Consider the following 23848-nt stretch of genomic DNA (forward strand, 5'->3'; position numbering starts at 1 on the left):
CCGGCCGCCCCCGCTGCACGGGCAAGCGCCGTAGAATCCCGGGGTTTCCGCCCAGCAGGGCGCCCCCGCACCGGATCCATCGATGAGCTCTTCCGCATCCTCCTCTACCCCCATTTCCTACAAAGACGCCGGTGTTGACATCGACGCAGGCGACGCACTGGTCGAACGCATCAAGCCCCTGGCCAAGAAAACCATGCGCGAAGGCGTGATGGCAGGCATCGGCGGCTTCGGCGCTCTGTTCGAAGTGCCCAAGCGCTACAAGGAACCCGTGCTGGTGTCCGGCACCGACGGTGTGGGCACCAAGCTCAAGCTGGCCTTCGAGTGGAATATGCACGACACCGTGGGCATCGACCTGGTGGCCATGAGCGTGAACGACGTGCTGGTGCAGGGGGCCGAGCCCCTGTTCTTCCTCGACTATTTCGCCTGCGGCAAGCTGCATGTGGACACGGCCGCTGCCGTGGTGGGCGGTATCGCCAAGGGCTGCGAGCTGTCCGGTTGCGCGCTGATCGGCGGTGAAACCGCCGAAATGCCGGGCATGTACCCCGATGGCGAATACGATCTGGCCGGCTTTGCCGTCGGCGCGGTCGAGAAGTCCAAGATCCTCAGCGGCCAGAACGTCAAGCCCGGCGACGTCGTTCTGGGCCTGGCCTCGCATGGCGTGCACTCCAACGGTTTCTCTCTGGTGCGCAAGTGCATCGAGCGCGCCGAAGCCCAGGGCAGCCTGCCCGAGACCCTGGACGGCAAGCCCTTCAAGGCCGCCATCATGGAACCCACACGCCTGTATGTGAAGAACGTGCTGGCCGCACTGGACAAGCATCCCATCAAGGCCCTGGCCCACATCACCGGCGGCGGCCTGCTGGAAAACATCCCCCGCGTGCTGCCGGAAGGCACGGCGGCCCATCTGAAGGCCGGCAGCTGGCCCCAGACCGAACTGTTTGCCTGGCTGCAGAAGACTGCCGGCATTGACGATATCGAAATGAACCGCACGTTCAACAACGGTATCGGCATGGTGGTGGTGGTGGCGGCCGAAGAGGCCGAGGCCACGGCAGCCACCCTGGCCGGGCTGGGCGAGAAGGTCTACACCATCGGCGCCATCACGGACATCGGCTCCGGCAAGCCCGTTGAAGTGCGCTAAACAAGTCTTCATCACAGCCCTCTACCCCGAGCCTGAATGACGCAGCATTTGCCCGCCCCCATCACTACGCAACCGGGTGTTTCGCCCAAGGTCATATTGGCCAGTTACATATTGATGGGAGCCGCACTGCTGCTCGTCATGCACCAGGGGATTCTTCCCGGACTGCTGTGCGTGTGCGTGGGCTTCATGCTGACCCGCGCCCTGTCGCGCCTGCTGTCCCGCCTCAATCCTCGCGCCTTTGCCCGCCATCAGCTGCCGCACTGGGCCCAGGTGGTGGCGACCACCATCGTGATTCTGGCCCCCCTGGCCCTGCTCAGCGGTGCCCTCTCCCAGACGCGCACCTATATCACCGAAGCCCCCGCCCAGTACAAGGAACTGCTGGACTATCTGGCGGCCACGGTGCTGGAGCTGCGGGAGAAATTGCCTTCCGACATCGCCGACCAGTTGCCCGACGGCGCTCAGGAAATTCAAAGCAAGCTGGCTGGCTATCTGGCCGCCAAGGCCGGCGTACTGGCCACTGCAGGCCGCGCCTGGCTGACCGGCCTACTCTATGCCTATGTGGGCCTGATCATCGGCGCTCTGGCTGCCGTACGCCCCATCGCCACGCGCCACCCGCCGCTGGTGCAGGCCCTGCAGCAGCGCATTGGACACTTTGCCCTGGCCTTCAAGCAGATCGTGGCGGCCCAGTTCTGGATCGCCGCCTTCAACACCTTGCTGACGTCCATCTTCCTGCTGGCCATCCTGCCCATCTGGAAGCTGCAACTGCCCTATACGCCCGCGCTGATCACGCTGACCTTCATCGCCGGGCTGATCCCCATCGTCGGCAACCTGCTGTGCAACGCCGTGCTGACCCTGGTCGGCCTGTCGGTGTCGCCCGTGGCCGCCGCCGCCTGCCTGGGCTTTCTGATCCTGATCCACAAGGCCGAGTACGTGATCAACGCCAAGGTGGTGGGCACACGCACGCACATGGGCGTGTGGGAGCTGCTGGCCGTGATGTTCGTGGCCGAGTCGGTCTTCGGCCCCGCCGGCCTAGTGGCGGCACCGCTGTTCTACGCCTATCTCAAGAAAGAGCTGGAAGCCGCACAGCTGGTATAGGCCGGACGCGTGCCGCCCGGGCTTTCAGCCTGTGCGGCGCAGCCGGGCGATGGTTTTTCTGATGTAGTCGGCTTCTTGGCCTTGTGCAACGGGCGCATACCGCTCTAGATCCGATAGCGCTCTCTCAATCACCCCCCATTGGGCATAGGCCATGCCTCTGTCCCGGAACAGTTCCTCGCGACCGGGCTGCAGCAGGATCAGGCGATTGAGCACGGCCACCAGCATGGGCCAGTCCTTCTGGACCTGGTGAATCTCCTGCAGATTGCGCAACATGCGCGCCACGATATCGCGCGGGTGGGCCGCCTGCAGATACAGTCCCAGCGGCGGCGCATCGTCGGGCGAAATGCCAGCCTGATCCAGAAACGGCTGCAGGCGCTCCGCCAGGGCACTTGCCGAATACGAGTCGCCCGTCAGCGGGTCCTGCACCACCTGACCCTGGGGCAGCATGGTCTTGACCAGAAAATGTCCCGGAAAACCGATGCCCTCCACCGCCAGACCGATGCTGGCTGCCAGCTCCAGCCAGATCAGCGCCACACTGATGGGGATACCGCGACGCGTCTGCAGCACATGGTGGATATAGCTGTTGGCAGGGTCGTAGTAGTTGTTGAGGTTGCCTGCAAAGCCCAACTCGGCATAGAAGAACTTGTTGAGCGCGCTGAGCTTGCGCAATCCGTCCTCCTCCCCCGCCAGACGCTGTACCAGGCGCACCTGCAGCCTGTCCAGATCGGCCTGCACGGCCTGCAGGTCAAGATCAGGTTCGGCGTCCTGGGCAATGCTGATGGCCGCCTCCATCAGCGCAAAGTTTTCGTCGCTCTGCACCAGGGACGCGAAATACTGCAGGGCCGTGGGGTACTCGTCAATCGTCCAGCTCATAAGCTGGTTTGTAAGCCGGCTTGGCAGGCCGTGCAAGCGAAATCCCCTGGATACGCCTGTAAAACCGGCTCTTGCCGCTCACATTTTTCCATCGGCCGCGCAGACTTCAACGGCGCAGCAACTGGCGCAGATTCAGGCCCGACAGCCTCAGCACGCCAAAGTAGAGCACAGCGGCCCCGGCCATCATCGCAGCCAGCAAGCCGGCACGCAGCACGCCATGGCTGCGCAGGCCCACCCAGTCGAAATGCTGGCTGCCCCAGAGCAGCAGAACCGCCAGCAAGGCACTGGCCGCAATCACCTGCACGATGAATTTCGGCCAACCCGGCTTGGGCCGGTAGGTACCTCGGCGCAGCAATCCGGCGAGCAGCCAGGTCGCATTGACCAGTGCGGCCAGACCGATGGACAGGGCCAGCCCCGTGTGCTTGAGCCAGGGAACCAGCACCAGATTGAGCAACTGCGTGATCACCAGCACCACGATCGCGATCTTCACGGGTGTGCGGATGTCCTGGCTGGCGTAATAGCCGGGCGCCAGCACCTTGATGGCAACCAGGCCCAGCAGGCCGGCGCCGTAGCCCATCAGCGCCAGGGCGATCTGCCCCACATCGCTGTCATGCAAGGCGCCACGATGGAACAGCGTGGCCACCAGCGGCGTGGCAAAGGTCAGCAGGCCCACGGCGCAGGGCACGGCCAGCAGCACCACCAGTCGCAGCCCCCAGTCCAGCATATTGGAGTAGCGCTCGCCGTCACCGGCCGCCTTGGCGGAAGCCAGCTGCGGCGTCAGCACCACACCCAGAGCCACGCCCAGCAGGGACGTGGGAAACTCCATCAGACGGTCGGCATAGAACAGCCAGGTCACGCTGCCCGGTGCCATATAGGAGGCGATCTGGGTATTGATCATCAAGGACACCTGGGCCACACCCACACCCAGCAGCGCCGGCCCCATCAGCGCCAGGATGCGGCGCACCCCGGCCTCGTCCCAGGCTGCGCGGATGGCAGCAGACGAAAAACCGATGCGCGGCATCAGCCCCATGGCGCGCAGCGCGGGAATCTGCACCGCCAGCTGCAGCACGCCGCCCAGCATCACGCCGCCGGCCATGGCATAGATGGGCTCTATGCCCTGCTTTTCGAACCAGGGAGCACCGAGCACGGCCGTCACGATCATGCTGAGGTTGAGCAGCACGGGCGTGGCGGCCGATACCGCGAACTTTTTCCAGGTATTGAGAATGCCGGCCGACAAGGCCACCAGAGACATGAAGCCGATATAGGGAAACATCCAGCGCGTCATCACCACGGCGGCGTGATAGCCGTCGGGCGACTGGCGCATGCCGCTGGCCAGCAGCCAGACCAGCAAGGGAGCGCCGATCACGCCCAGCACGCACACCAGCAGCAGCACCCAGAACAGCAGGGTAGCGACATGGCTGATCAGGTGGCGTGTGGCCTCCTCGCCATCCCGGGTCTTGCTCGCGGCCAGCACCGGCACAAAGGCCTGACTGAAAGCACCCTCGGCAAACAGGCGACGAAAGAGGTTGGGAATTCTGAAGGCGACATTGAAGGCATCCGTCAGCGCGTTGGCGCCGAACATGGAGGCCATGAGCAGATCGCGAACCAGCCCCGAAACACGGGAGGCCAGCGTCAGAAGAGATACGGTGGAGGCGGCTTTGAACAGTGACACGCAGCGAAGTGTATGCGTTCACGCCCGCCGCTGCTTGGCATTCGCGAGGGCCTTGCACTCTGTAGCACTCCAGCAGGACCACTCGGCCCATCCCCCCATCGAGACTGGCTGCCGGGCACTGGAAGACCTGCAGGCAATAAGGCCCTCCCGCCCCACCTGACTTGTCTCGGAGACAGCAGACAAGGGGCTGACCGCCCCGCTGCGAGCCCCCAGAGGAAGGCTGCGCAGCAGCGCTCAGGGGTTCTGCTATAATCACGCGCTTTGCTGACATCATCCTCAGACACACAAGGAAATAAATCATGGCAACTAAAGCCAAAAAGAACCCCCGCCTGGCCTCCGGCCGCAAGCGCGCCCGCCAGAACGTCAAGCTGAACGCTGCGAACACTTCGCTGCGTTCCAAGTACCGTACTGCTGTCAAGAATGTCGAAAAGGCTGTTGTGGCCGGCGACAAGACCAAGGCAGCTGAACTGTTTGCCAAGGCTCAGTCCGTGATCGACGCGATCGCCGACAAGGGCATCTTCCACAAGAACAAGGCAGCTCGCGATAAGAGCCGCCTGTCCGCCAAGGTCAAGACCCTGGCTCTGGCTGCTTAATACCAGCCTCCCTCAAGCACGGATGACTTCGGTCATCTGCCGTTTGTAACGGGTGCGCTGTCAGCAAAAACATCAAAACCGCCTTAGGGCGGTTTTTTTGTTGTCCGCGCTCTGCAGATATCTGATTGATCAGCGCATGCACACACCGCCCCCCCTCTAGCACAAAGCGCCCTAATACGAATTGATTAGCGTCATATTTTGACTTCCCTAGGACAATCACCAGGTCGGGGAGTCTCATGTCTTTTATAGGACTTGCCCCGTATCTTCGCAAAAAGCCTGCGGCCTGCCTGCAGGCTTTTTTGATAGTCAAGTCTAGAAAAAGTCATGAAAAAGTCGATCAAAGCAGGACTGGGAGCCGTCGCGGCCCTGGTCCTGGCCGCGCTATTGTTTTTATTTTGGCCACTATTCCCCCGCTCCGTCCCCAAGGCCGAGAACGAGCAGCCTGTCGATGTGGTGATGGTGGGCGCCGGCGTGATGAGCACGACCCTGGCCACCTACCTGCAGGAGCTGCAGCCCGACTGGAAGATCGAGGTCTTCGAGCGCCTGGACGGCGTGGCCCTCGAAAGCTCCAACGGCTGGAACAACGCCGGCACCGGCCACTCGGGCTTTGCCGAACTGAACTACACACCACAGCTGCCCGATGGCAGCGTGGAAACCAAGCGTGCCGTGGGCATTGCCGAGCAGTTCGAGGTGACGCGCCAGTTCTGGGCCCACCAGGTCGGTCGCGGCCATCTGCAGTCGCCCGAGACGTTCGTGAACGCCACACCCCACATGAGCTTCGTCTGGGGAGATGACAACATCGCCTTCCTCAAGAAGCGCCAGCAGGCCCTGGTCCAGAACCCTCTGTTCTACGGCATGGAGTACTCCGAAGACCAGGCTCAGATCAAGAAGTGGGCTCCGCTGATGATCGAAGGCCGTGATCCGGCCCAGAAGATCGCCGCCACCTACATGCCCCTGGGCACGGATGTGAACCATGGCGTCTGGACCGAGCAGCTGATGGCCTCGCTCCAGAAGGGCCCCAACTTCCAGCTGCACCTGCAAAGCGAAGTCACGGCCCTGCGCCAGAACGCCGACAAGACCTGGAACGTGACCGTGGCCGATCTGGCCAAGGGCGGCCAGGAAAAGACCGTCAAGACCAAGTTCGTCTTCGTCGGTGCTGGCGGCGCAGCGCTCAAGCTGCTGCAGGCCTCGGGCATTCCCGAGTCCAAGAACTACGCCGGCTTCCCCGTGGGCGGCCAGTTCCTGGCCATCGAGAACCCCGAGCTGGCCAAGCGCCATGACGTCAAGGCCTACGGCATTGCCTCGACCGGCTCGCCCCCCATGTCCGTACCCCACCTGGATGCCCGCCAGCTCGACGGCAAGCCCGTGGTGCTGTTCGGTCCCTTTGCGCTGGCCACCACCAAGTTCCTCAAGAACGGCTCCTGGTGGGATCTGTTTTCCTCGGTCACCCATGACAATCTGATGGGCATGCTGCGCGTGGGCATCCACAACCTGGATCTGGTCCAGTACCTGATGCAGCAGGCAGAACTGACCGACGCAGACCGTCAGGCCGTGCTGGCCCAGTACTTCCCCGAAGCCAAGCGCGAGGACTGGAAACTCGTGACCGCCGGCCAACGTGTGCAGATCATCAAGCGCGACCCCGAGAAAGGCGCCGTGCTGCAGTTCGGCACCGAGATCGTGGGCTCGGAAGACGGCAGCATCGCCGCCCTGCTGGGCGCCTCGCCCGGTGCCTCGACCGCTCCCCACATCATGCTCAATCTGCTCAAGAAGTCCTTCCCCGAACAGATGGCCAGCGCCGAGTGGAAGGCCCGCATCCAGCAGATCGTGCCCTCCTACGGCCGCAAGATCAACGAGGATGCCGCCTATACCAACGAGATCCGCCGCATGACCAGCTCCGCCCTGAAGCTGCCCTACCTGGATGTCCCTGCCGACCTGGGCAAAAAGGCCGAAGTGGCTCCCGCGCCTGCCGCCGCTCCCCGCAACGCCACCCAGCTGAACAAGGAAATGCAGGCGCTCTGAGCCCTGCACTCCCCGCACCGGCCCGCCGGTGCCCGCCCCGCCGGCCTGTGCCGCGCGGGGCTTTTTCTTGCCGGGCCCGCCGACTGAGGTGTCGCCCCCTCCCTCGTCTCCATGCACCAGCCACTGACCCACGCACCGATAGGCCGCGCCCTGCTGCGTTTTTCCCTGCCGCTCTGGGGCGGTTATGTGCTGCAGTCGCTCAATACCTCGGTCAATGCTTTCTGGATCGGACGCCATCTGGGCGAAACCGCGCTGTCTGCGGCCGTGCATGCCAACAATCTGCTGTTTGCACTGATCGCCCTGGTCTTCGGCATCAGCCAGGCCGCCCATCTGCTGGTGGCGCAGGCCGTGGGAGCAGGCCGCTGGACGCTGGCCCGGCGCATCACGGGCACCAGCGCCAGTCTGTTTCTGGGCGTGTCCGTGACGATGGCCTTGCTGGGCTGGCCGCTGGCCGTCCCGCTGCTGGGTGCCATGGGGGCAGCGCCTGCCACCGTCGCACTGGCCGCTGACTATCTGCGCGTGCTCTTTCTCGCGCTTCCTCCCATGCTGCTGCTGATATTCGTGGCCGCCGTGCTGCGCGGCACGGGCGACAGCCGCACGCCTTTCGTGGCCTTGCTGGGCGTGGCCCTGGGCGATGCACTGCTCAACCCTCTGTTCATCTTCGGCACCGGCCCCCTGCCAGGCCTTGGCATGGCAGGCTCGGCGCTGGCCACCCTGGTGGCCAACAGCCTGGGCCTTGCGGGACTGCTGGCATGGCTGCGCTGGCAACGCCTGCCGCTATGGATAGGCTGGCGCCAGCGCCGCCTTTGGCGGCCTGCGCCGGAGCTGCTTCGCTGCCTGGTGACGAAGGGCCTGCCCATGGGACTGCAAATGCTGGCGGTCTCGCTCTCGCTGGTGCTGATGCTGGCGCTGATCAACGCCCATGGCGCGCAGGTTTCGGCCGCCTACAGCGCTGCTCTCCAGCTGTGGGCCTATGTCCAGATGCCGGCCATTGCCGTGGCCTCGGCCTGTTCCACCATCGCCGCGCAGAACGTGGGGGCCGGTCACTGGCCTCGTGTAGAGCGCACGGCGCGTGCCGGCGTGGCCTGCCACCTGCTGCTGACCGGCGCCTGCGTGTCCCTGATTCTGGCCTGTGACCGCTCCGTGCTGGCACTGTTCCTGCCCGACGGCAGCGCGGCGCTGGAGCCCGCACGCCACCTCAACCGCATCGTGCTGGGTTCGTTCCTGCTGCTGGGCGTGAGCAGCGTGCTGGCCGGCGTGGTGCGCTCCACGGGCGCGGTGCTGGCCCCTTTGGCGATCCTGACCCTGACGCTCTGGGGCCTGCGCCTGCCCCTGGCCTGGGGATTGCAGCCCCTGTGGGGGCAGGATGCACTGTGGTGGAGCTTTCCGCTCAGCGCGCTGGCTTCCATGCTCATGTCCATGGCCCACTACCGCCGCGGCACCTGGCGTCGGTCACGGCTGCTGGTCGGCACGGCAGCGCAGCGCTAGACCTGCAGCGCACCGATACAAAAAAAGCTTCCCGTGGAAGCCTTTGTCGTTTGCGCGGCGCCTCTGGGCACCTGGAAAATCACTTCTTGCCGCCAGCCGCCTCGTCAGGCAGCAGGCAGGCCTCGGCCACCTGCAGATCGTTATCCTTGGCGAAATTCAGGCAGAAGTCCCAGGCCATGGGCTCATAGTCACGCAGATCCCGGTTGATGACCACGCATTTGGTGCCGTTCATCACCGTGGGCACGCACCAGGGAGAGTAGCTCAGATGGCTTCCGGCGCAGGCACCGCCAGGGCGAAACTGACTCATGACACCGGCCAAGCGCTCGGCCCAGTCGCTGGGTCGAAAGGTTTTTCCGGCATGGGTCATACCCATGATGAACAGTTCTTTGCTGGAAGGGGTAACCATCAAATATTCGCCAAAAAGATCCGGCAACCAGGCGGGATCCCCGCCAACATGCCTAAACGACTATTCTAACTCTTGTATAAGAGCCATGCTGTCAACCCCACAATGGCGTAGGTTGATTGCATGGCAGCGATGCGCAATCCGCAATGTTGGGGCTATCCGGGCACTCTAGAATCAAAGCTCTCATTTTTCAGGTGCCGCTGTGCGCCGTTGACCTTCCTTCTCAGGAGACTCTTGCAATGACCGCTTTCATCGAGGCAGCTTCGCCCCACGTTATGCCCACTTACGGCCGCGTACCCATCGCGCTGGAGCGCGGCCAGGGCTGCCGCGTTTGGGACGTGAACGGCAAGGAGTATCTGGACGCGCTGGGCGGCATCGCCGTCAACACCCTGGGTCACAACCACCCCAAGCTGGTACCCGCGCTGCAGGATCAGCTCTCCAAGCTGATCCACACCTCCAACTACTATCATGTGCCCGGTCAGGAAACCCTGGCCAAGCTGCTGACCGAGCGCTCGGGCATGACCAATGTGTTCTTCTGCAACACCGGCCTGGAAGCCAACGAGGCCGCCATCAAGATCGCCCGCAAGTACGGCGTGGACAAGGGCATTGCCAAGCCCGAGATCGTGGTCTACGACCATGCGTTCCATGGCCGCTCCATCGCCACCATGAGCGCCACCGCCAACCCCAAGGTGCGCGACGGCTTCGGCGCCCTGCTCGACGGCTTCACACGCGTGCCCCCCAATGACTTCGAGGCCCTGACTGCGGCCACCGAAGGCAATCCCCATATCGTTGCCGTGATGATGGAGCCCATCCAGGGCGAAGGCGGACTGCACCCCATGCGCGCCGACTACCTGAAGAAGGTGCGTGCGCTGTGCGATGCCAAGGGCTGGCTGCTGATCATGGACGAAGTGCAGGCCGGCATGGGGCGCACCGGCAAATGGTTTGCCCACCAGTGGGCCGGCATCACGCCCGACGTGATGACCCTGGCCAAGGGCCTGGGCTCGGGCGTGCCCGTGGGCGCCGTGGTGGCGCACAAGGCTGCCGCCGAAGTGCTCAAGCCCGGCAATCATGGCTCCACCTTTGGCGGCAACCCCCTTTCCATGCGTGCCGGCGTGGAAACCATCCGCATCATGGAAGAGGACGGCCTGCTGTCCCATACCGCCGAGGTGGGTGAATACCTGAAGGCTAAACTCCAGTCTGAACTGGGTAGCCTCCAAGGCTTTGTCGAAGTGCGCGGCCAGGGCCTGATGATCGGCGTCGAGCTGGCCAAGCCATGCGGCCAGCTGATTGCGCAGGCTGCCGAGGCCGGACTGCTGCTGAGCGTGACCGCAGACACGGTCGTGCGCCTGGTGCCTCCGCTGATCCTGAGCAAGGCCGAAGCCGATGAAATCGTTGCCCGGCTCAAGCCCCTGGTTCAAGCCATTCTGGCCGCCTGATCCTCAAGGAACACTGCATGAAGCATTACCTGCAATTTAGCGACTTCACCGCCGACGAATACGAATACCTGCTGGAGCGTGCAGCCCTGATCAAGAAGAAGTTCAAGGGCTACGAGAAGCACCACACGCTGACCGACCGCACCATGGCCATGATCTTCGAGAAGGCCAGCACGCGCACGCGCGTGAGTTTCGAGGCCGGCATGTACCAGCTCGGAGGCTCCGTGGTTCATCTGACCACGGGCGACAGCCAGCTGGGCCGATCGGAGCCCATCGAAGACAGCGCACGCGTCATCAGCCGCATGACCGACCTGGTCATGATCCGCACCTTCGGTCAGGACAAGATCGAGCGTTTTGCCCAGTACTCGCGCGTGCCCGTGATCAACGGCCTGACCAACGAATTCCACCCCTGCCAGATCCTGGCCGACATCTTCACCTTCATCGAGCATCGCGGCTCGATCAAGGGCAAGGTGGTGGCCTGGGTGGGCGACGGCAACAACATGGCCAATACCTGGCTGCAGGCCGCCGATCTGCTGGGCTTCACGGTCCATGTCAGCACGCCCGGCGGCTACGAGGTGGACGAGCAGCTGGCCTTCAACGGCAAACCCGTCAACCCCGGCTGCTACAAGGTGTTCAAGGACCCCCTCGAAGCCTGCAAGGGCGCCGATCTGGTGACCACCGATGTGTGGACCAGCATGGGCTACGAGGCCGAGAACGAAGCACGCAAAAAGGCCTTCGCCGACTGGTGCGTGGATGCCGAGATGATGGCATCGGCCAAGGCCGATGCCCTGTTCATGCACTGCCTGCCCGCCCATCGCGGCGAGGAAGTCGAAGCCGAAGTCATCGACGGACCACAATCCGTGGTCTGGGACGAGGCTGAGAATCGCATGCATGTGCAAAAGGCACTGATGGAATACCTGCTGCTGGGCCGCCAGCCAGCCTGATTCGGCACGTCCTGGCTCATCTGCAGACCACCGCCCCATGCACCTGAGCCACATCACATCCCCACACCGCCAGCGGGCCCTGCGCCAGCTGGCGGTGTTTCTGTTTCCGCTGCGCCCCACCCAGGGGGATGCCCGCTACGGCCAGCGCGGGGGCCTGCTGGCGCTGCGCCAGCCCCATATGGCACGCCACACCCGCGTGCCCTCCTTCTTCGGCCCGCGCAAATCCTTTGCCGCACGCGTGCGCGCCCTCCATGTGCGCATCCACACCTTCTATCTGAAGTTTCTTCAAGGCCATACCTAGCGGCCCGGCACCCGAAGCCGCAGGCACCTCCCGTGCACCGGCTCCCCCTCGAAAGCCGTCCTTGCCTGAGGAGGACGGCCCGACCCCGATGCCTGAACCCTTGAAGAAACACGATGTCCGAATCCGTCCACCCCTGCCTGCGCTGTGGCGTCTGCTGCCAGAACTACCGCGTGGAGTTTTCCATCTACGAGCTGCAATCCATGGGCGGCACCGTCCCCGACGAACTGGCCCATGAAGTGCCCGGCAAGGGAAACCGCGCGCGCATGAACGGCACGGAACGTCACCCGGTGCGCTGCGTGGCACTGCGCGAGCTGCCCGAGGTCGGCGATGGCTGCATAGGCTGCGGAATCTACGAGCAGCGCTCGCGCCCCTGCCGGGACTTTCCGTTTGCCTCCTACGGCTGCCACGACACGCGCGAGAAATTCGGCCTGCCGGCGCTGAGCGACGAGGAAGTCCAGCCCTGGCTGGAAGCCGCCTGAGCTTTCGACAAGCCGGCCAGCGCTATCCAATAAAAAGCTGCCTGCGATTGCCAGCCAAGCACTTCAGCCACGAAAGTATCTGAAATGCCAAAGTGGCAAGCGCAGGCAGCTATTATTTTGCAGCTTAGTCAGGCCTTTCGCGTATCCGAGCAGCTGTCGCCACCACAGGCGCTGCAACCGCCGCAGCGGCCGCCACGGGCCGCCGGAGCCAGCGACGGATGAACCCGCATCAGCTTGCTGCGCAGGCCGGCCGGCATGAAACGCCAGGCCAGCGACACGGCGGCCACCAGGACGATGGCGCCCACGATCAGTTCCTGCCACATAGACAATCCTTTCTCAGCCCCATCCCAGGGCCACGGCGATGCGATAAGTCACAAAGCTGGCCAGATAGGCCAACGCAAACAGATAGCCGGCCATGAGCAGCGGATAGCGCCAGCCATTGGTCTCGCGCTTGACCATGGCCAGCGTGGAGATGCACTGGGGCGCAAACACGAACCAGACCAGCAGGGACAGCGCGGTCGCCATGGACCAGCTGCTCGCGATCAGCGGGCTCAGTTGCTGGGCCATGGCGTCATCGCCCACGGCCGACAGCGCATACACCGTCCCCAGCGCCCCGACGGCCACTTCGCGTGCGGCCATGCCGGGCACCAGCGCAATGGCGATCTGCCAGTTGAAGCCGATAGGCGCCAGCACCACCTCCAGCGCACGGCCGATCTGGCCCGCAAAGCTGTAGCGAATCGCGCCTTCGGTCACGCCTTCGGGAGCACCGGGATAGCTGGAGAGGAACCACAGTACGATGCTCACGGTCAGGATGATGCCGCCGACGCGGCGCAGGAAGATCATGGCCCGCTCGTACAGGCCCAGCACCAGGCTGCGCAGACTGGGAATGCGGTAGGAAGGCAGCTCCATCAGCAGCGGCGTGCGGGTCTTGACCTGGGTGGCCAGCTTGCCCACCCAGGCCACGGCCATGGCGCTGAGGATGCCGCCCACATAGAGGGCAAACAGCACCAGGCCCTGCAGATTGAAGAAACCGGCCACCGTCTGCTCCGGGATGAAGGCACCGATCAGCAGCGTGTAGACCGGCAGGCGTGCCGAGCAGGTCATCAGCGGCGCGATCATGATCGTCAGCAGACGGTCGCGCCAGCTCGAAATCGAACGCGTGGCCATGATGCCGGGCACGGCGCAGGCAAAGCTGGACAGCAGCGGAATGAAGGAGCGCCCGGACAGCCCCACGCTACCCATGATGCGGTCCAGCAAGAAGGCCGCGCGCGGCAGGTAGCCCGAGTCTTCCAGCACCAGGATGAAGAAGAACAGAATCAGGATCTGCGGCAGAAAGACCACCACCGAGCCGGTCCCGGCGATCACTCCGTCGACCAGCAGGCTGCGCAGGACACCATCGGGCATCACGCCATGCACCCACTGGCCGAAGCCGCTGACCAGGCCTTCGATCCCGTCCATCAGGGGCTGGGCCCAGCTGAACACGGCCTGGAACATCAGAAACAGCGTCGCCACGAGCAGCAGCGTGCCCCACAGCGGGTGCAGCACCACGGAGTCGATGCGATCGTCGCGCTGTGTGGGAGCTGCGGGCTCCTGTACGGTCAGCCGCATGATCTCGGCCACCTGCTGGTGCAGGGCCAGCAGCTGGGCGCGCGAGTTGCTGCCCGTCACGGGCTTGAACTGGCCTTCGAGTGTCGGCGCCCTGAGCTGTCTGGCCTGATCGCTGTCCAGCCAGGCCAGCAAATCCTTGGCGCCGGACAGGTGCACGCCCACGCTCTCCACCACGGGCACGCCCAGCAGCTCGCTGAGCCTGGCCTTGTCGATGACCAGGCCCTGGCGACGCGCCATATCGCTCATATTGAGCACCACCACCATGGGCAGGCCCAGGGCGCGTGCCTCCAGTACCAGACGCAAGTTCAGGCGCAGATGGGTGGCATCGGTCACGCAGACCAGCAGCTCGGGCGGCGCTTCGCGCGGGTGCTGGCCCTTGACGATGTCGCGGGTGATGCGCTCGTCCTCGCTGTGCGCATCCAGGCTGTAGGTGCCGGGCAGGTCCAGCACGCGCACGCGACGCTTGCCGGGCGTGCTCAGCCAGCCTTCCTTGCGCTCCACGGTCACGCCCGCGTAGTTGGCCACCTTCTGGCGGGCGCCGGTCAGCAGGTTGAACAGTGCCGTCTTGCCGCAGTTCGGATTGCCCAGCAGCGCGGCGCGCAACGGTGCCAGCTCCGCGACTTGAGGGCTCATCATGGTGATCTGGGACTCGCGCGCATTCATGCTGCGGCCTCCAGCTGCACCAGCACCTGGGCCGCCTCGTGGCGGCGCAGGGCAAACGTCGCCTGGCCTATGCGCACGGCCAGCGGATCCGGGCCGGGAAAGCCGGTAGCGACGATGCGCACGGTCTCGCCGGGCAGGAAACCGATTTCCATGAGTCTGAGCAGCAGGCTTTCATCCTCGCCTTCAGAGGAGGCGAGATCCACCACCCGGGCGGGTTGGTTCACCAGCAGCCGATCCAGGCCGATCACCGGCACGGTGGCCGGCACATGGGCTGCTGGGCTGGGAATTTGCACGCCGGATTCAGACGCTTGAACAGAAAGAGCATTCATGGACAAAGTAACTGACACTGCTTCAGACCTGACCGAGGGGGACTGCAAAGAACTCATGTCGCATTATTAATTGATTTTGATTCTCATTTTCCATTTACTGTAGGCGATTGATGCACAACGGTGGCGAATTGGCACCAGCAGCATGGATTTTTGGGCGGGTATTGCGCACCGCGGTTGACAAAACCGCAGCCCGGCGCACGCAAAGGGTTTGCACAGCTGCGAAAATCGGTGCCCCACCGGACGAAACCCGCCCCTGTCATGACCCATCCCTGCCTCAGCTGCGGCGCCTGCTGCGCGTCCTTTCGTGTCGACTTCTCCGTCCACGAGTCTCAGGATCATGGAGGCAGCGTCCCCGCCGGGCTGGTCGAGGAGGTCACCGACTACACCTGCCGCATGCGCGGCACGGACTGGGCCAGGCCGCGCTGCGCAGCCCTGGTCGGCAAGGTGGGGGAGCGGGCCAGCTGCGGCATTTACGAATGGCGCCCCTCCCCTTGCCGCGAGTTCGCTGCCGGCTCGGATGCCTGCAACCGCGTGCGCCAGCGCCACCAGCTGCCGGTGCTGGAAAGCGGCCTGATCTAGGAGCCCCGACCAGATCCGTGCATCAGGCGTCCTGCTCGATCAGCACCACGCCGATATTGTCCTTGCCGCCGGCGGCATTGGCCGCCCCGATCAGGGCCTCCTGCAGCTGCGCGAGCGGCAGGTTCGCATCGAACAGGGATTCAAGGCTGGCATCGCTGAGCATATCGGTCAGACCATCCGAGCACAGCAAGATGCGATCCCCCTGTTCCAAGAGCCAATGACTGAGCTCCGGCTCCACCTGGGGCATCACACCCAACGCTCTTGTGACCAGGTGACCGTAGCGCGAAGTCCTGGCATCGGCTTCGGAGAGCAGACCGGCATCGATATCCTGCTGCACGAGGGAATGATCCCGCGTCAGGCGCTGCAGCCGGCCCGCACGCCAGGCATAGGCCCTGGAATCTCCCAGATGAGCGATCAGCACCTCGCGGGCCAGAACCAGGGCGACCACCACCGTGGTTCCCATGCCGCTGTAGCCGGGCGTGGATTGCGCGGCGGCATAGATGGCCGTATTGGCCATGTGCAGGGCGTCCGTCAGTTCGCACTGCGCCACCGACAGGGATTCGTCGGCGGAAGGGCCGTGCTGCACGCTGGTGGTGATCAGCTCCACGGCCATGACGCTGGCCACCTCGCCCGCGTTATAGCCGCCCATGCCGTCGGCCAGCACGGCTACCGGCCAGGGTCTGGCCTGCGGCTCCATGCCGACCGCGTCTTCGTTGTTGCTGCGCTGGCGCCCCATGTCTGCACGCCCCACCATGCGGACGGCCGGCCAGACTCGGAAAGGGCTAGAAGCTGCAGGGGTGGACATGGAGGACGAAGGCGGGAGACGCAGATGGGGACGGATTGCGAAAAGCATTCAAGCGTAATGCAATTGAGATGCCCGCATCGTGGAAAAAGATGCCGTTTTGCACTAGTTGACCATGCAAGAGCGCAATTTTGTTCAATACCCGGACCAGCCAGGGACTCAGACTGGCGGCTTCTTGTTTCGGGTTCTCCCATGCTTTCTTCTGTTCTGGCCATGGCCGGATTCGCACTGGCCGGTGCCATCACGCCGGGCCCCGTGAACGTGCTGGCCCTGCGCCATGGCCACGGTCGCGCTGTCGCCGCCTTCTGCTATGTGCTGGGCGCCAGCATCAGTTACGCCCTTATCGTCTGGCTGATGGGCCAGAGCGGGCAATGGCTGCTGAAGCAGCCGGAGCTGCTGCGCTGGGCGCCGCGGGTCTGCGCTCTCTATCTGCTTTGGCTGGCCTGGCAACTGGCCAACGCGCCCGGAACGGACAGCCGTGGGACCCGGGAGAGTGATCCTGCATCGCTTCCGTCCGGTCCAGGCGGAGCATTCCTGCAGGGCATTGCCATTCAGAGCCTCAACCCCAAGGCCTGGCTGGTGGCGCTTTCAGGCATCGGCATGTTCGTGGCCCCGCTGGCGGCGCAGCAGCTTTCGCTGTCAGGCGCACTGCTGCTGTTTTGCACCGTCTCCCTGCTGGCCTGTCTGGCCGGCGTCGGCTGCTGGGCCGCGCTGGGCCATGCACTGACCCGGTGGCTGAACACGCCCCTGCGCCGCCAGCGGCTGAACCAGGCCCTGGCCATGGTGCTGGTGGCAAGCGTGGTCAGCATGCTGGCATGATAAGGCCGTCATGCCAGCTCCCAGTCACCGCTTCCACCGCCATCCGGCCCTTCCCTGGGCCGAGCTGCGCGTCAGCCGCCAGTCCTGCTACAGCTACCGCCTGCATGCCCATGCGCAGTACTCCATCGGCATTGTGGATGAGGGCGAGACCCTGTTTCTGCATGACGGGGGACCCGAGACCCTGAGCGCGGGCGGCGTGGTACTGATCGAGCCCGGCCACTGGCATGCCTGCAACCCCGAGACCCAGCAGCCCTGGTCCTACCGCATGCTGTTTGTGCAGGCCGAGTGGGTGCATGAGCGACTCGGCGTCGGTGCCCTGGGCTTTGCACGGCGCGCGCTGCATGAGCCGGAAATATCGCGCTGGGCCGACTGCCTCTGCCAGCCGCTTGCAGGCAGCGCCACGGACGCGCAAGTGCAGCACCACGTGCAATCGCTGACGGATTTCCTGCAATTGCTGGGCAGTGCCGTCCACGCTCACGGCCCATTGCCTCGACCACCCGATGCCGTCCTTCCTGCACTGCAGCACATGCACCGCAGCCCCGAAGACGAAACCAGCGTCCAGGCCCTGGCGCTGCGCTGCGGCATGAGCCCCAGCCGCTTCATCCGCCGCTTCAGGGCCGTCACCGGCGTCACGCCCGGGGCCTACCGCCTCAACCTGCGCCTCAATGGCGTGCGCCACCTGCTGGCCCAGGGCGAGCCCCTGGCCTCGGTCGCTCAACAGATGGGCTTTGCCGACCAGGCCCATATGCAGCGTGCCTTCAAGGCCCATCATGCGCTGACGCCCGGCAACTACGCAGGAATGCCACGCTGAGGCGGCCTGGCCAGGGTCATTCGCCGCCAAGCCGCCGCAGCCGCTCATTCGCGGGATACTTGCCGCTTCGATTTTTCCCGGGCGCACGTCAGCAATGGCCAACTTTGACAGTATTCAGCAACGCGAGACAGGCTTGCAGCAGCACCTGAACTCCGCCCAGATGACCATGATCGCCATCGGTGGCGCCATCGGTACCGGCCTGTTCATGGGCAGCGCCTTTGCCATCGGATTTGCCGGCCCCAGCGTGCTCATCAGCTATGCCATAGGCGCCTTCATCGGCCTGCTGCTCATGGGATGCCTGGCCGAGATGACCGTGGCCCATCCCACCTCGGGCTCTTTCGGCGCCTACGCCGAGCACTACATCAGTCCGCTGGCCGGCTTTGTGGTGCGCTATGCCTACTGGGGGGCCGTGGTCCTGGCCGTGGGCATGGAGGTCACGGCCGTGGGCAAGTACATGGCCTACTGGTTCCCCGCCGTGGACCCGTGGATCTGGGTGGCCCTGTTCTCGGTCCTGCTGGCTGCCGTCAACGCCACCAGCGTCAAGGCGTTCGGCCAGGTCGAGTACTGGTTCTCGATGGTCAAGGTGATTGCCATCGTGGCCTTCATCCTGATTGCGGCCTATGTCGTCTTCGGCACCCGCCCCAAGGGCGTGGGCTTCGACAACTACTGGGTCGATGGCGGCTTCTTCCCGAATGGCTGGTGGGGCACCTGGGTGGGCGTGATCGTGGCCATCTTCAGCTATCTGAGCCTGGAGTCCATCGCCATTGCGGCGGGTGAAGCCCAGAACCCCAAGCAGGCCGTGACCCGCGCCTTCCGCACCACGGTGCTGCGCCTGGTGCTGTTCTATCTTCTGTCGCTGGCGCTGATGCTGGCCGTCGTGCCATGGAGCCATGCAGGCACGGACAAGAGTCCCTTCGTCAAGGTGATGGAGATTTTGCAGATTCCCGGCGCGGCCGCGGCCCTCAACTTCGTGGTGCTGCTGGCCTCGCTGTCGGCCATGAACAGCCAGCTCTACGTGACCTCGCGCATGATGTTCAGCCTCTCGCGCGGCGGCTATGCCCCCAAGGGCCTGAGCAGGCTCAGCAAAAACGGCGTGCCGCTGGGCGCGATTGCCGTCTCCTGCCTGGGCATGGCCGTGGCCATGGTGCTCAACGTGCTCAAGCCCGAGCAATCACTGGAGCTGATGATGTCGATTGCCATGTTCGGAGCCATGTTCGCCTGGTTCATGGTGTTCGTGACCCATCTGTTCTTCCGGCCGCGCTGGCTGCGCGAGCATCCAGGCCAGAAACTGGAGTTCCGCATGTGGGGCTTTCCCGTGCTGACCCTTGTGGGCGCCCTGCTGATGGCGGGCGTGATCGTCACCACGCTGTTCACCCAGGAGTTCCACACCACCATGCTGGTAGGCGTTCCGTTTCTGATGGTGCTGGTGCTGGTCTATGCTCTTTGGTATAGAAAGAAGAAGGTTACCCCCTGAGGCGCTAGCGCGCCTTCCCCCAAGGGGGGACGACAGCCTTTGCTGCGGGGCGGCCCTTGCTGGCTGTCCCGCACTCGGGCCTGTTATCGATCAAGAGCGACCGAACCCATTCATACACACCATGACACGCCAGATCTGGGATATTTCTCCTGCCATCCATCCTGCCGCACCGGTGTTTCCGGGCGACACGCCCTATAGCCAGGAATGGGTGGCCCGCATTGGCCCGGGCTGCCCGGTCAATGTCAGCGCCATCCATCTCTCGCCCCATGTGGGCGCACATGCCGATGCGCCGCTGCACTACGATCCGCAGGGCGCAGCCATTGGCTCCGTCGATCTGGACGCCTTTCTCGGCCCCTGCCGCGTGATCCACGCCATAGGCTGCGGGCCGCTGATCGAATGGCGTCACATCGAGCACGCCATCGACGTCGACCTGCCCGCACGCGTGCTGGTGCGCACCTACGACCAGGCGCCCACCGGCTGGGACGCCGAGTTGGCAGCCTATGCACCCGACACCGTGCAGAAGCTGGCCGACCTGGGCGTCAGGCTGATCGGCATCGACACTGCCAGCATCGACCCCGCCACCAGCAAGAGCCTGGACAGCCACATGGTGATCCGCCGGCGCGGCCTGCGCGTTCTGGAGAACCTGGTGCTCGATGCGGTGAGCGAAGGCGACTACGAGCTGATCGCCTTGCCGCTCAAGCTCACCGAAGCCGATGCCTCGCCAGTGCGCGCCATATTGCGCAGCCTGCTCTGAACCGCTTTGCGCCACAAACCCGATACCCTCGCTGCCTGGTACCAAGGCAGCTCCGGACTCGGACACAATGAGCGAATCCGATTCCGCCACGGTTTGAATCAGAACCGGCTCTGACGCAGACACAATCGGCGCCGGACGCCATCAGAAATGAGAGAAGGAAGACAATGACCACTTTGCAAGACTGCCAGGCCCTGGACGCCCAGGACCCGCTGCGCGCACTGCGCGAACGCTTTGCCCTGCCCCCGGGCGTGATCTACCTGGACGGCAATTCCCTGGGGGCTCAACCCCGGGCGGCAGCGGCCCGCGTCGCGGAAGTCGTCACCCAGGAATGGGGCCAGGACCTCATCACCTCCTGGAACAAGGCCGGCTGGATCACGCTGCCCGAGCGCCTGGGCAATCAGTTCGCGCCCTGGCTGGGCGTGGGCCCGGGCGAGCTGGTGTTCACCGACACCGCCTCCATCAATCTCTACAAGGTGCTGAGCGCCGCCGCCCGCATCGCCCGCGAGGACAGCCCGGGGCGCCGGAAAGTCATCAGCGAGCGCAGCAACTTTCCGACCGACCTCTATATCGCACAGTCCGTCTGCCAGGAATATGGTCTGGAGCTGGTGCTGCTCGAGCCCGAGGACATCGCCGGCGCGCTGCAGAGCGATGTGGCGATCTCCATGCTCACCCATGTCAACTACCGTACGGGTGCCATGCACGACATGGCTGCAGTGACGGCCGCTGCCCATGGCCAGGGCATTCTGTGCGTCTGGGATCTGTGCCACAGCGCGGGTGCCGTGCCCGTGGACCTCACGGGCGCCGATGCCGACTTTGCCGTGGGTTGCAGCTACAAATACCTCAACGGCGGCCCCGGCGCTCCCGCCTTTGTCTGGGCGCATCCGCGCCTCATCAACCGCTTCTGGCAACCGCTGTCGGGCTGGTTCGGCCACGCCGAGCCTTTCAAATTCGTTCCCGACTACCACCCGGCCCGGGGCATCCAGCGCTATCTCTGCGGCACTCAGCCCATGATCAGCCTGAGCGTGCTGCAGTGCGGCATCGACATCTACACCGAGGCTGAAGGGTTCGGCGGCATGGCCGCACTGCGCAAGAAATCGCTGGCGCTGACCGACCTGTTCATCCAGCTGGTGGAAGAACGCTGCCAGGGCCACGGCCTGGGACTGGCGACCCCCCGCGAGCATGCGGCACGCGGCTCCCAGGTCTGCCTGACCCGCGAGGAGGGCCTGGGCGTGGATGGCAAGGACAGCGGCGCCTATGCGATTGTGCAGGCACTGATCGCCCGCGGCGTGATCGGCGACTTCCGCAAGGGTGACGGCGGCACGGGCAGGCACCGGGACATTCTGCGCTTCGGCTTCACGCCTCTGTACGTGGGCTTTGCCGATGTCTGGAACGCCGTCGAGCATCTGCGCCAGGTGCTGGAATCGGGCGAGTGGCAACGGCCCGAATTCAATACCGTGAATGCCGTGACCTGATCAATATGCGCTATCGGACAACGAGGCCCACAGGTGCGCAGCCACCAGTGCGCGCCAGGGCTTGAACTGGTCCAGCCAGTCCCTGGCGGCACACGCATCGGGCTGGGCACTGCCGGTGAGCAGACCGATAGCCCGACGCACCGCCACATCCCCGTGCAGGCTGCCGTCGGGCCAGCCATAGCCACGCAGCAAGGTGTAGTTCACTGTCCACGGACCGATGCCCTTGACCGCCAGCAATTGCGCCGAGGCAGCGGCCACATCCTCCTCACACCAGCTCCCGGCGGCGCTGCGCCCGGCCCATTCATCCAGCGGCAGCCTATCCTCGGCAACGGCCTGGGCCACGGCCAGCAGGGTCTGTGCCTTGGCCTGGGAAAAGCCCGCGCCGCGCAGCGCATTGATGTCCAGGGCGGCCACGCGCTGCGCATCGGGATAGGCGTGAAGCCCGGGCATTGCCCCGACTTGCGCCAGCGGTTCGCCCGCCAGCGAGATCAGTCTGCGCCGCAGCGAAACGGCCACGGCCACCGTGATCTGCTGCCCGGTGATGGCCCAGGTCAACGCCTCGAAGGGTGTGGGTGAACCGGGCACATGCAGGCCGGCCTGGCGCGACAGCAGCGAGCCCAGCTCGGGGTGATCGCCATGCGCCAGCTCCAGCGCGCCGGGCGCGTAGACCAGCCCCAGCATGCGTTTCACCATGGCTTGGAACACGTCCCGGTCTGACTCGGCAGGCTCTGGGTGCACTGCATGCAGTCGGGCCTGAACCTGTCCCGCCTTCCAGTGCAGCTCCAGCAAGGCGGGACTGCGCTTCCACAGGATGGCCTTGTGCAGGCTGCGCGCATCGGCATCGACCCGCTCGGCCAGTTGACGCTCGTCGCGATCATGGAAATGCACGAACTCGTCAAAGCGATAGCGAAGAGGCAGGGCAATCGAGACTTCCAGCAGCATGCGGTTTTCCATTACATGGGCAGCGCCAGGGTGCGCCCGGGATTCATTCAGGGTATCCATCGCTTCCGTCGCCCATCAATCAAGGATTTCGGATAGCTGTCCATTCAGACACCTTGAAGACGACGCGATGGCAGCTCTCTTCAAGAGCGCTTGAGTTGCGCCTGCTGGGCCTCTCGCAGCAGCAGGGCACGCTTGCGCTCCACCCCCCAGCGATACCCCGAGAGGCTGCCGTCATTGCGCAGCACACGATGACAGGGCACGGCCACGGCAATCGGATTGGCCGCCACCGCGCTGGCCACGGCCCGCGAGGCGCTGGGCTGGCCCAGACGCCGGGCCAGTTCGCTGTAGCTGACGGTCTGTCCGGCAGGAATGCTCTGCAGCGCCTGCCACACACGCTGCTGAAACGCCGTGCCCTGAATATCCAGCGGCAGGGCCAGCCCCAGCCGGGGCTGCTCCATCAACGCGACCACCTGAGACACGGTCTGCTCATACTGGGCATCGGCCCCGATCAGCTGGGCCGCCGCGAAACGCTGCTGCAGATCATCGACGAGCGCATGCGGGTCATCCCCTAGCAGCACGCAGCACACGCCCTTGTCGGTGCTGGCCACCAGCAGGCTGCCCAGCGAACATTCGGCCAGGGCGAAACGGATGCGCTGGTCCTGCCCCCGCTTGCGATAGGACTGCGGGGTCATGCCCAGCATAGCCGGCGCATCCTTGTAAAAGCTGCTGCTGGCTTCATAGCCGCTCAGGTAGGCTGCGTCGGTGACCGACTCGATGCCGCCCTTCGCCAGCGCGGCGCGCACATGCCTGCCGCGATGGGCCTTGGCATAGGCCTTGGGCGTGAGCCCCGTGGCACGCTTGAAGCTGCGATGCAGCTGCCAGGGGCTGAGCCCCAGCCGCTGCGCCAGCACCTCCAGCGCGGGCATGGGCTCTTCGCTCTCCAGCCAGCGACAGCACAGGACCATGCGCTCATCGATTGGCGGGTTGGCGGCGGCTGTAGAAGTCAGAGGACTGGACATGGCTTGAATCTCGGCTGAGTGCGTTTTCCGTCACGGGTCTGTGACTGGCCTGACTTTACGCAAAGCTTTGGCAGCTTGCATCCACGTTCTTGCAGGCTTTGCGGGCCCGGATTCGGTTACGCTGCGCGCACCGATCCAACA

General features: G+C 64.7%; 24 protein-coding genes. 15 read left to right on the forward strand and 9 right to left on the reverse strand.

Annotated features, from left to right (window positions below; genetic code table 11):
* Positions 1–82 precede the first annotated feature (82 nt).
* Together purM and E2583_RS12265 are read left to right on the forward strand one after the other, a co-directional pair.
* On the forward strand, positions 83–1135 hold the full coding sequence (gene purM, locus E2583_RS12260) for a phosphoribosylformylglycinamidine cyclo-ligase (RefSeq protein WP_291596110.1): 1053 nt from the start codon (positions 83–85) through the stop codon (positions 1133–1135).
* A gap of 36 nt (positions 1136–1171) precedes the next feature.
* A complete protein-coding gene (locus E2583_RS12265; protein ID WP_291596111.1) occupies positions 1172–2230 on the forward strand; it encodes an AI-2E family transporter in 1059 nt (352 codons plus the stop codon).
* A 24-nt stretch (positions 2231–2254) separates the two neighbouring features.
* Here E2583_RS12265 and E2583_RS12270 read toward each other — a convergent pair whose 3' ends face one another.
* Complete coding sequence (locus tag E2583_RS12270; RefSeq protein WP_291596112.1) at positions 2255–3103, reverse strand: SirB1 family protein; 849 nt, start codon at positions 3101–3103, stop codon at positions 2255–2257.
* Positions 3104–3209: 106 nt separating this feature from the next.
* The gene (murJ, locus tag E2583_RS12275; protein ID WP_291596113.1) at positions 3210–4775 is read right to left on the reverse strand and encodes a murein biosynthesis integral membrane protein MurJ; all 1566 of its coding nucleotides are present in this window, start codon (positions 4773–4775) and stop codon (positions 3210–3212) included.
* A gap of 299 nt (positions 4776–5074) precedes the next feature.
* On the opposite strand from murJ, the gene rpsT reads away from it, so the two are divergent.
* The 3 genes from rpsT to E2583_RS12290 all read left to right on the forward strand — a co-directional run bounded on the left by rpsT (position 5075) and on the right by E2583_RS12290 (position 8875).
* The gene (gene rpsT / locus E2583_RS12280; RefSeq protein ID WP_003052598.1) at positions 5075–5368 is read left to right on the forward strand and encodes a 30S ribosomal protein S20; all 294 of its coding nucleotides are present in this window, start codon (positions 5075–5077) and stop codon (positions 5366–5368) included.
* A 324-nt stretch (positions 5369–5692) separates the two neighbouring features.
* On the forward strand, positions 5693–7387 hold the full coding sequence (gene mqo, locus E2583_RS12285; RefSeq protein WP_291596114.1) for a malate dehydrogenase (quinone): 1695 nt from the start codon (positions 5693–5695) through the stop codon (positions 7385–7387).
* Between the two features lie 111 nt (positions 7388–7498).
* The gene (locus E2583_RS12290; RefSeq protein ID WP_291596115.1) at positions 7499–8875 is read left to right on the forward strand and encodes an MATE family efflux transporter; all 1377 of its coding nucleotides are present in this window, start codon (positions 7499–7501) and stop codon (positions 8873–8875) included.
* Positions 8876–8954: 79 nt separating this feature from the next.
* Here the strand turns inward: E2583_RS12290 and E2583_RS12295 are convergent, their stop codons facing one another.
* The gene (locus E2583_RS12295) at positions 8955–9281 is read right to left on the reverse strand and encodes a DUF3579 domain-containing protein (RefSeq protein WP_291596116.1); all 327 of its coding nucleotides are present in this window, start codon (positions 9279–9281) and stop codon (positions 8955–8957) included.
* A 236-nt stretch (positions 9282–9517) separates the two neighbouring features.
* On the opposite strand from E2583_RS12295, the gene E2583_RS12300 reads away from it, so the two are divergent.
* From E2583_RS12300 to E2583_RS12315, 4 genes are all read left to right on the forward strand, one after another.
* The gene (locus E2583_RS12300) at positions 9518–10714 is read left to right on the forward strand and encodes an aspartate aminotransferase family protein (RefSeq protein ID WP_291596117.1); all 1197 of its coding nucleotides are present in this window, start codon (positions 9518–9520) and stop codon (positions 10712–10714) included.
* A gap of 17 nt (positions 10715–10731) precedes the next feature.
* Positions 10732–11655 (forward strand): ornithine carbamoyltransferase, encoded by a 924-nt coding sequence (argF, locus tag E2583_RS12305; RefSeq protein WP_291596118.1) that lies wholly within the window; start codon positions 10732–10734, stop codon positions 11653–11655.
* A 37-nt stretch (positions 11656–11692) separates the two neighbouring features.
* Complete coding sequence (locus E2583_RS12310; RefSeq protein WP_291596119.1) at positions 11693–11956, forward strand: hypothetical protein; 264 nt, start codon at positions 11693–11695, stop codon at positions 11954–11956.
* Positions 11957–12069: 113 nt separating this feature from the next.
* Positions 12070–12435 (forward strand): YkgJ family cysteine cluster protein, encoded by a 366-nt coding sequence (locus E2583_RS12315; RefSeq protein WP_291596120.1) that lies wholly within the window; start codon positions 12070–12072, stop codon positions 12433–12435.
* Between the two features lie 128 nt (positions 12436–12563).
* Here the strand turns inward: E2583_RS12315 and E2583_RS12320 are convergent, their stop codons facing one another.
* The 3 genes from E2583_RS12320 to E2583_RS12330 are packed head-to-tail and all read right to left on the reverse strand — an operon-like array spanning position 12564 to position 15035.
* Positions 12564–12758, reverse strand: a complete 195-nt coding sequence (locus E2583_RS12320; protein WP_291596121.1) for a hypothetical protein — start codon at positions 12756–12758, stop codon at positions 12564–12566.
* Between the two features lie 13 nt (positions 12759–12771).
* Entirely contained in the window at positions 12772–14706 is a 1935-nt protein-coding gene (locus tag E2583_RS12325) for a ferrous iron transporter B (protein WP_291596122.1), read from the reverse strand.
* Complete coding sequence (locus E2583_RS12330) at positions 14703–15035, reverse strand: FeoA family protein (protein ID WP_291596123.1); 333 nt, start codon at positions 15033–15035, stop codon at positions 14703–14705. Before E2583_RS12330 ends, E2583_RS12325 begins: the two co-directional genes overlap by 4 nt.
* A gap of 258 nt (positions 15036–15293) precedes the next feature.
* On the opposite strand from E2583_RS12330, the gene E2583_RS12335 reads away from it, so the two are divergent.
* Complete coding sequence (locus tag E2583_RS12335) at positions 15294–15614, forward strand: YkgJ family cysteine cluster protein (protein WP_291596124.1); 321 nt, start codon at positions 15294–15296, stop codon at positions 15612–15614.
* Positions 15615–15636: 22 nt separating this feature from the next.
* On the opposite strand, the gene E2583_RS12340 is transcribed toward E2583_RS12335, so the two are convergent.
* Complete coding sequence (locus E2583_RS12340; RefSeq protein ID WP_291596125.1) at positions 15637–16368, reverse strand: Stp1/IreP family PP2C-type Ser/Thr phosphatase; 732 nt, start codon at positions 16366–16368, stop codon at positions 15637–15639.
* 240 nt (positions 16369–16608) lie between these two features.
* Between E2583_RS12340 and E2583_RS12345 the strand changes: the two genes are divergently transcribed.
* The 5 genes from E2583_RS12345 to kynU all read left to right on the forward strand — a co-directional run bounded on the left by E2583_RS12345 (position 16609) and on the right by kynU (position 21746).
* Positions 16609–17235, forward strand: a complete 627-nt coding sequence (locus E2583_RS12345; RefSeq protein ID WP_291596126.1) for a LysE family translocator — start codon at positions 16609–16611, stop codon at positions 17233–17235.
* 10 nt (positions 17236–17245) lie between these two features.
* Positions 17246–18046, forward strand: a complete 801-nt coding sequence (locus tag E2583_RS12350; RefSeq protein ID WP_291596127.1) for an AraC family transcriptional regulator — start codon at positions 17246–17248, stop codon at positions 18044–18046.
* 94 nt (positions 18047–18140) lie between these two features.
* Positions 18141–19520, forward strand: a complete 1380-nt coding sequence (locus tag E2583_RS12355) for an amino acid permease (RefSeq protein WP_291596128.1) — start codon at positions 18141–18143, stop codon at positions 19518–19520.
* Positions 19521–19641: 121 nt separating this feature from the next.
* Positions 19642–20274 carry an arylformamidase gene (kynB, locus tag E2583_RS12360; protein WP_291596129.1) on the forward strand — a complete coding sequence of 211 codons (633 nt, stop codon included), beginning with the start codon at positions 19642–19644 and terminating at the stop codon, positions 20272–20274.
* Between the two features lie 164 nt (positions 20275–20438).
* On the forward strand, positions 20439–21746 hold the full coding sequence (gene kynU / locus E2583_RS12365) for a kynureninase (RefSeq protein ID WP_291596130.1): 1308 nt from the start codon (positions 20439–20441) through the stop codon (positions 21744–21746).
* Here the strand turns inward: kynU and E2583_RS12370 are convergent, their stop codons facing one another.
* Together E2583_RS12370 and ada are read right to left on the reverse strand one after the other, a co-directional pair.
* A complete protein-coding gene (locus E2583_RS12370) occupies positions 21747–22748 on the reverse strand; it encodes a DNA repair protein (RefSeq protein ID WP_291596131.1) in 1002 nt (333 codons plus the stop codon).
* An 80-nt stretch (positions 22749–22828) separates the two neighbouring features.
* A complete protein-coding gene (ada, locus tag E2583_RS12375; RefSeq protein ID WP_291596132.1) occupies positions 22829–23707 on the reverse strand; it encodes a bifunctional DNA-binding transcriptional regulator/O6-methylguanine-DNA methyltransferase Ada in 879 nt (292 codons plus the stop codon).
* Positions 23708–23848: the final 141 nt, after the last annotated feature.

Source organism: Comamonas sp. (assembly GCF_009360615.1).
Lineage (GTDB): Bacteria > Pseudomonadota > Gammaproteobacteria > Burkholderiales > Burkholderiaceae_C > Comamonas.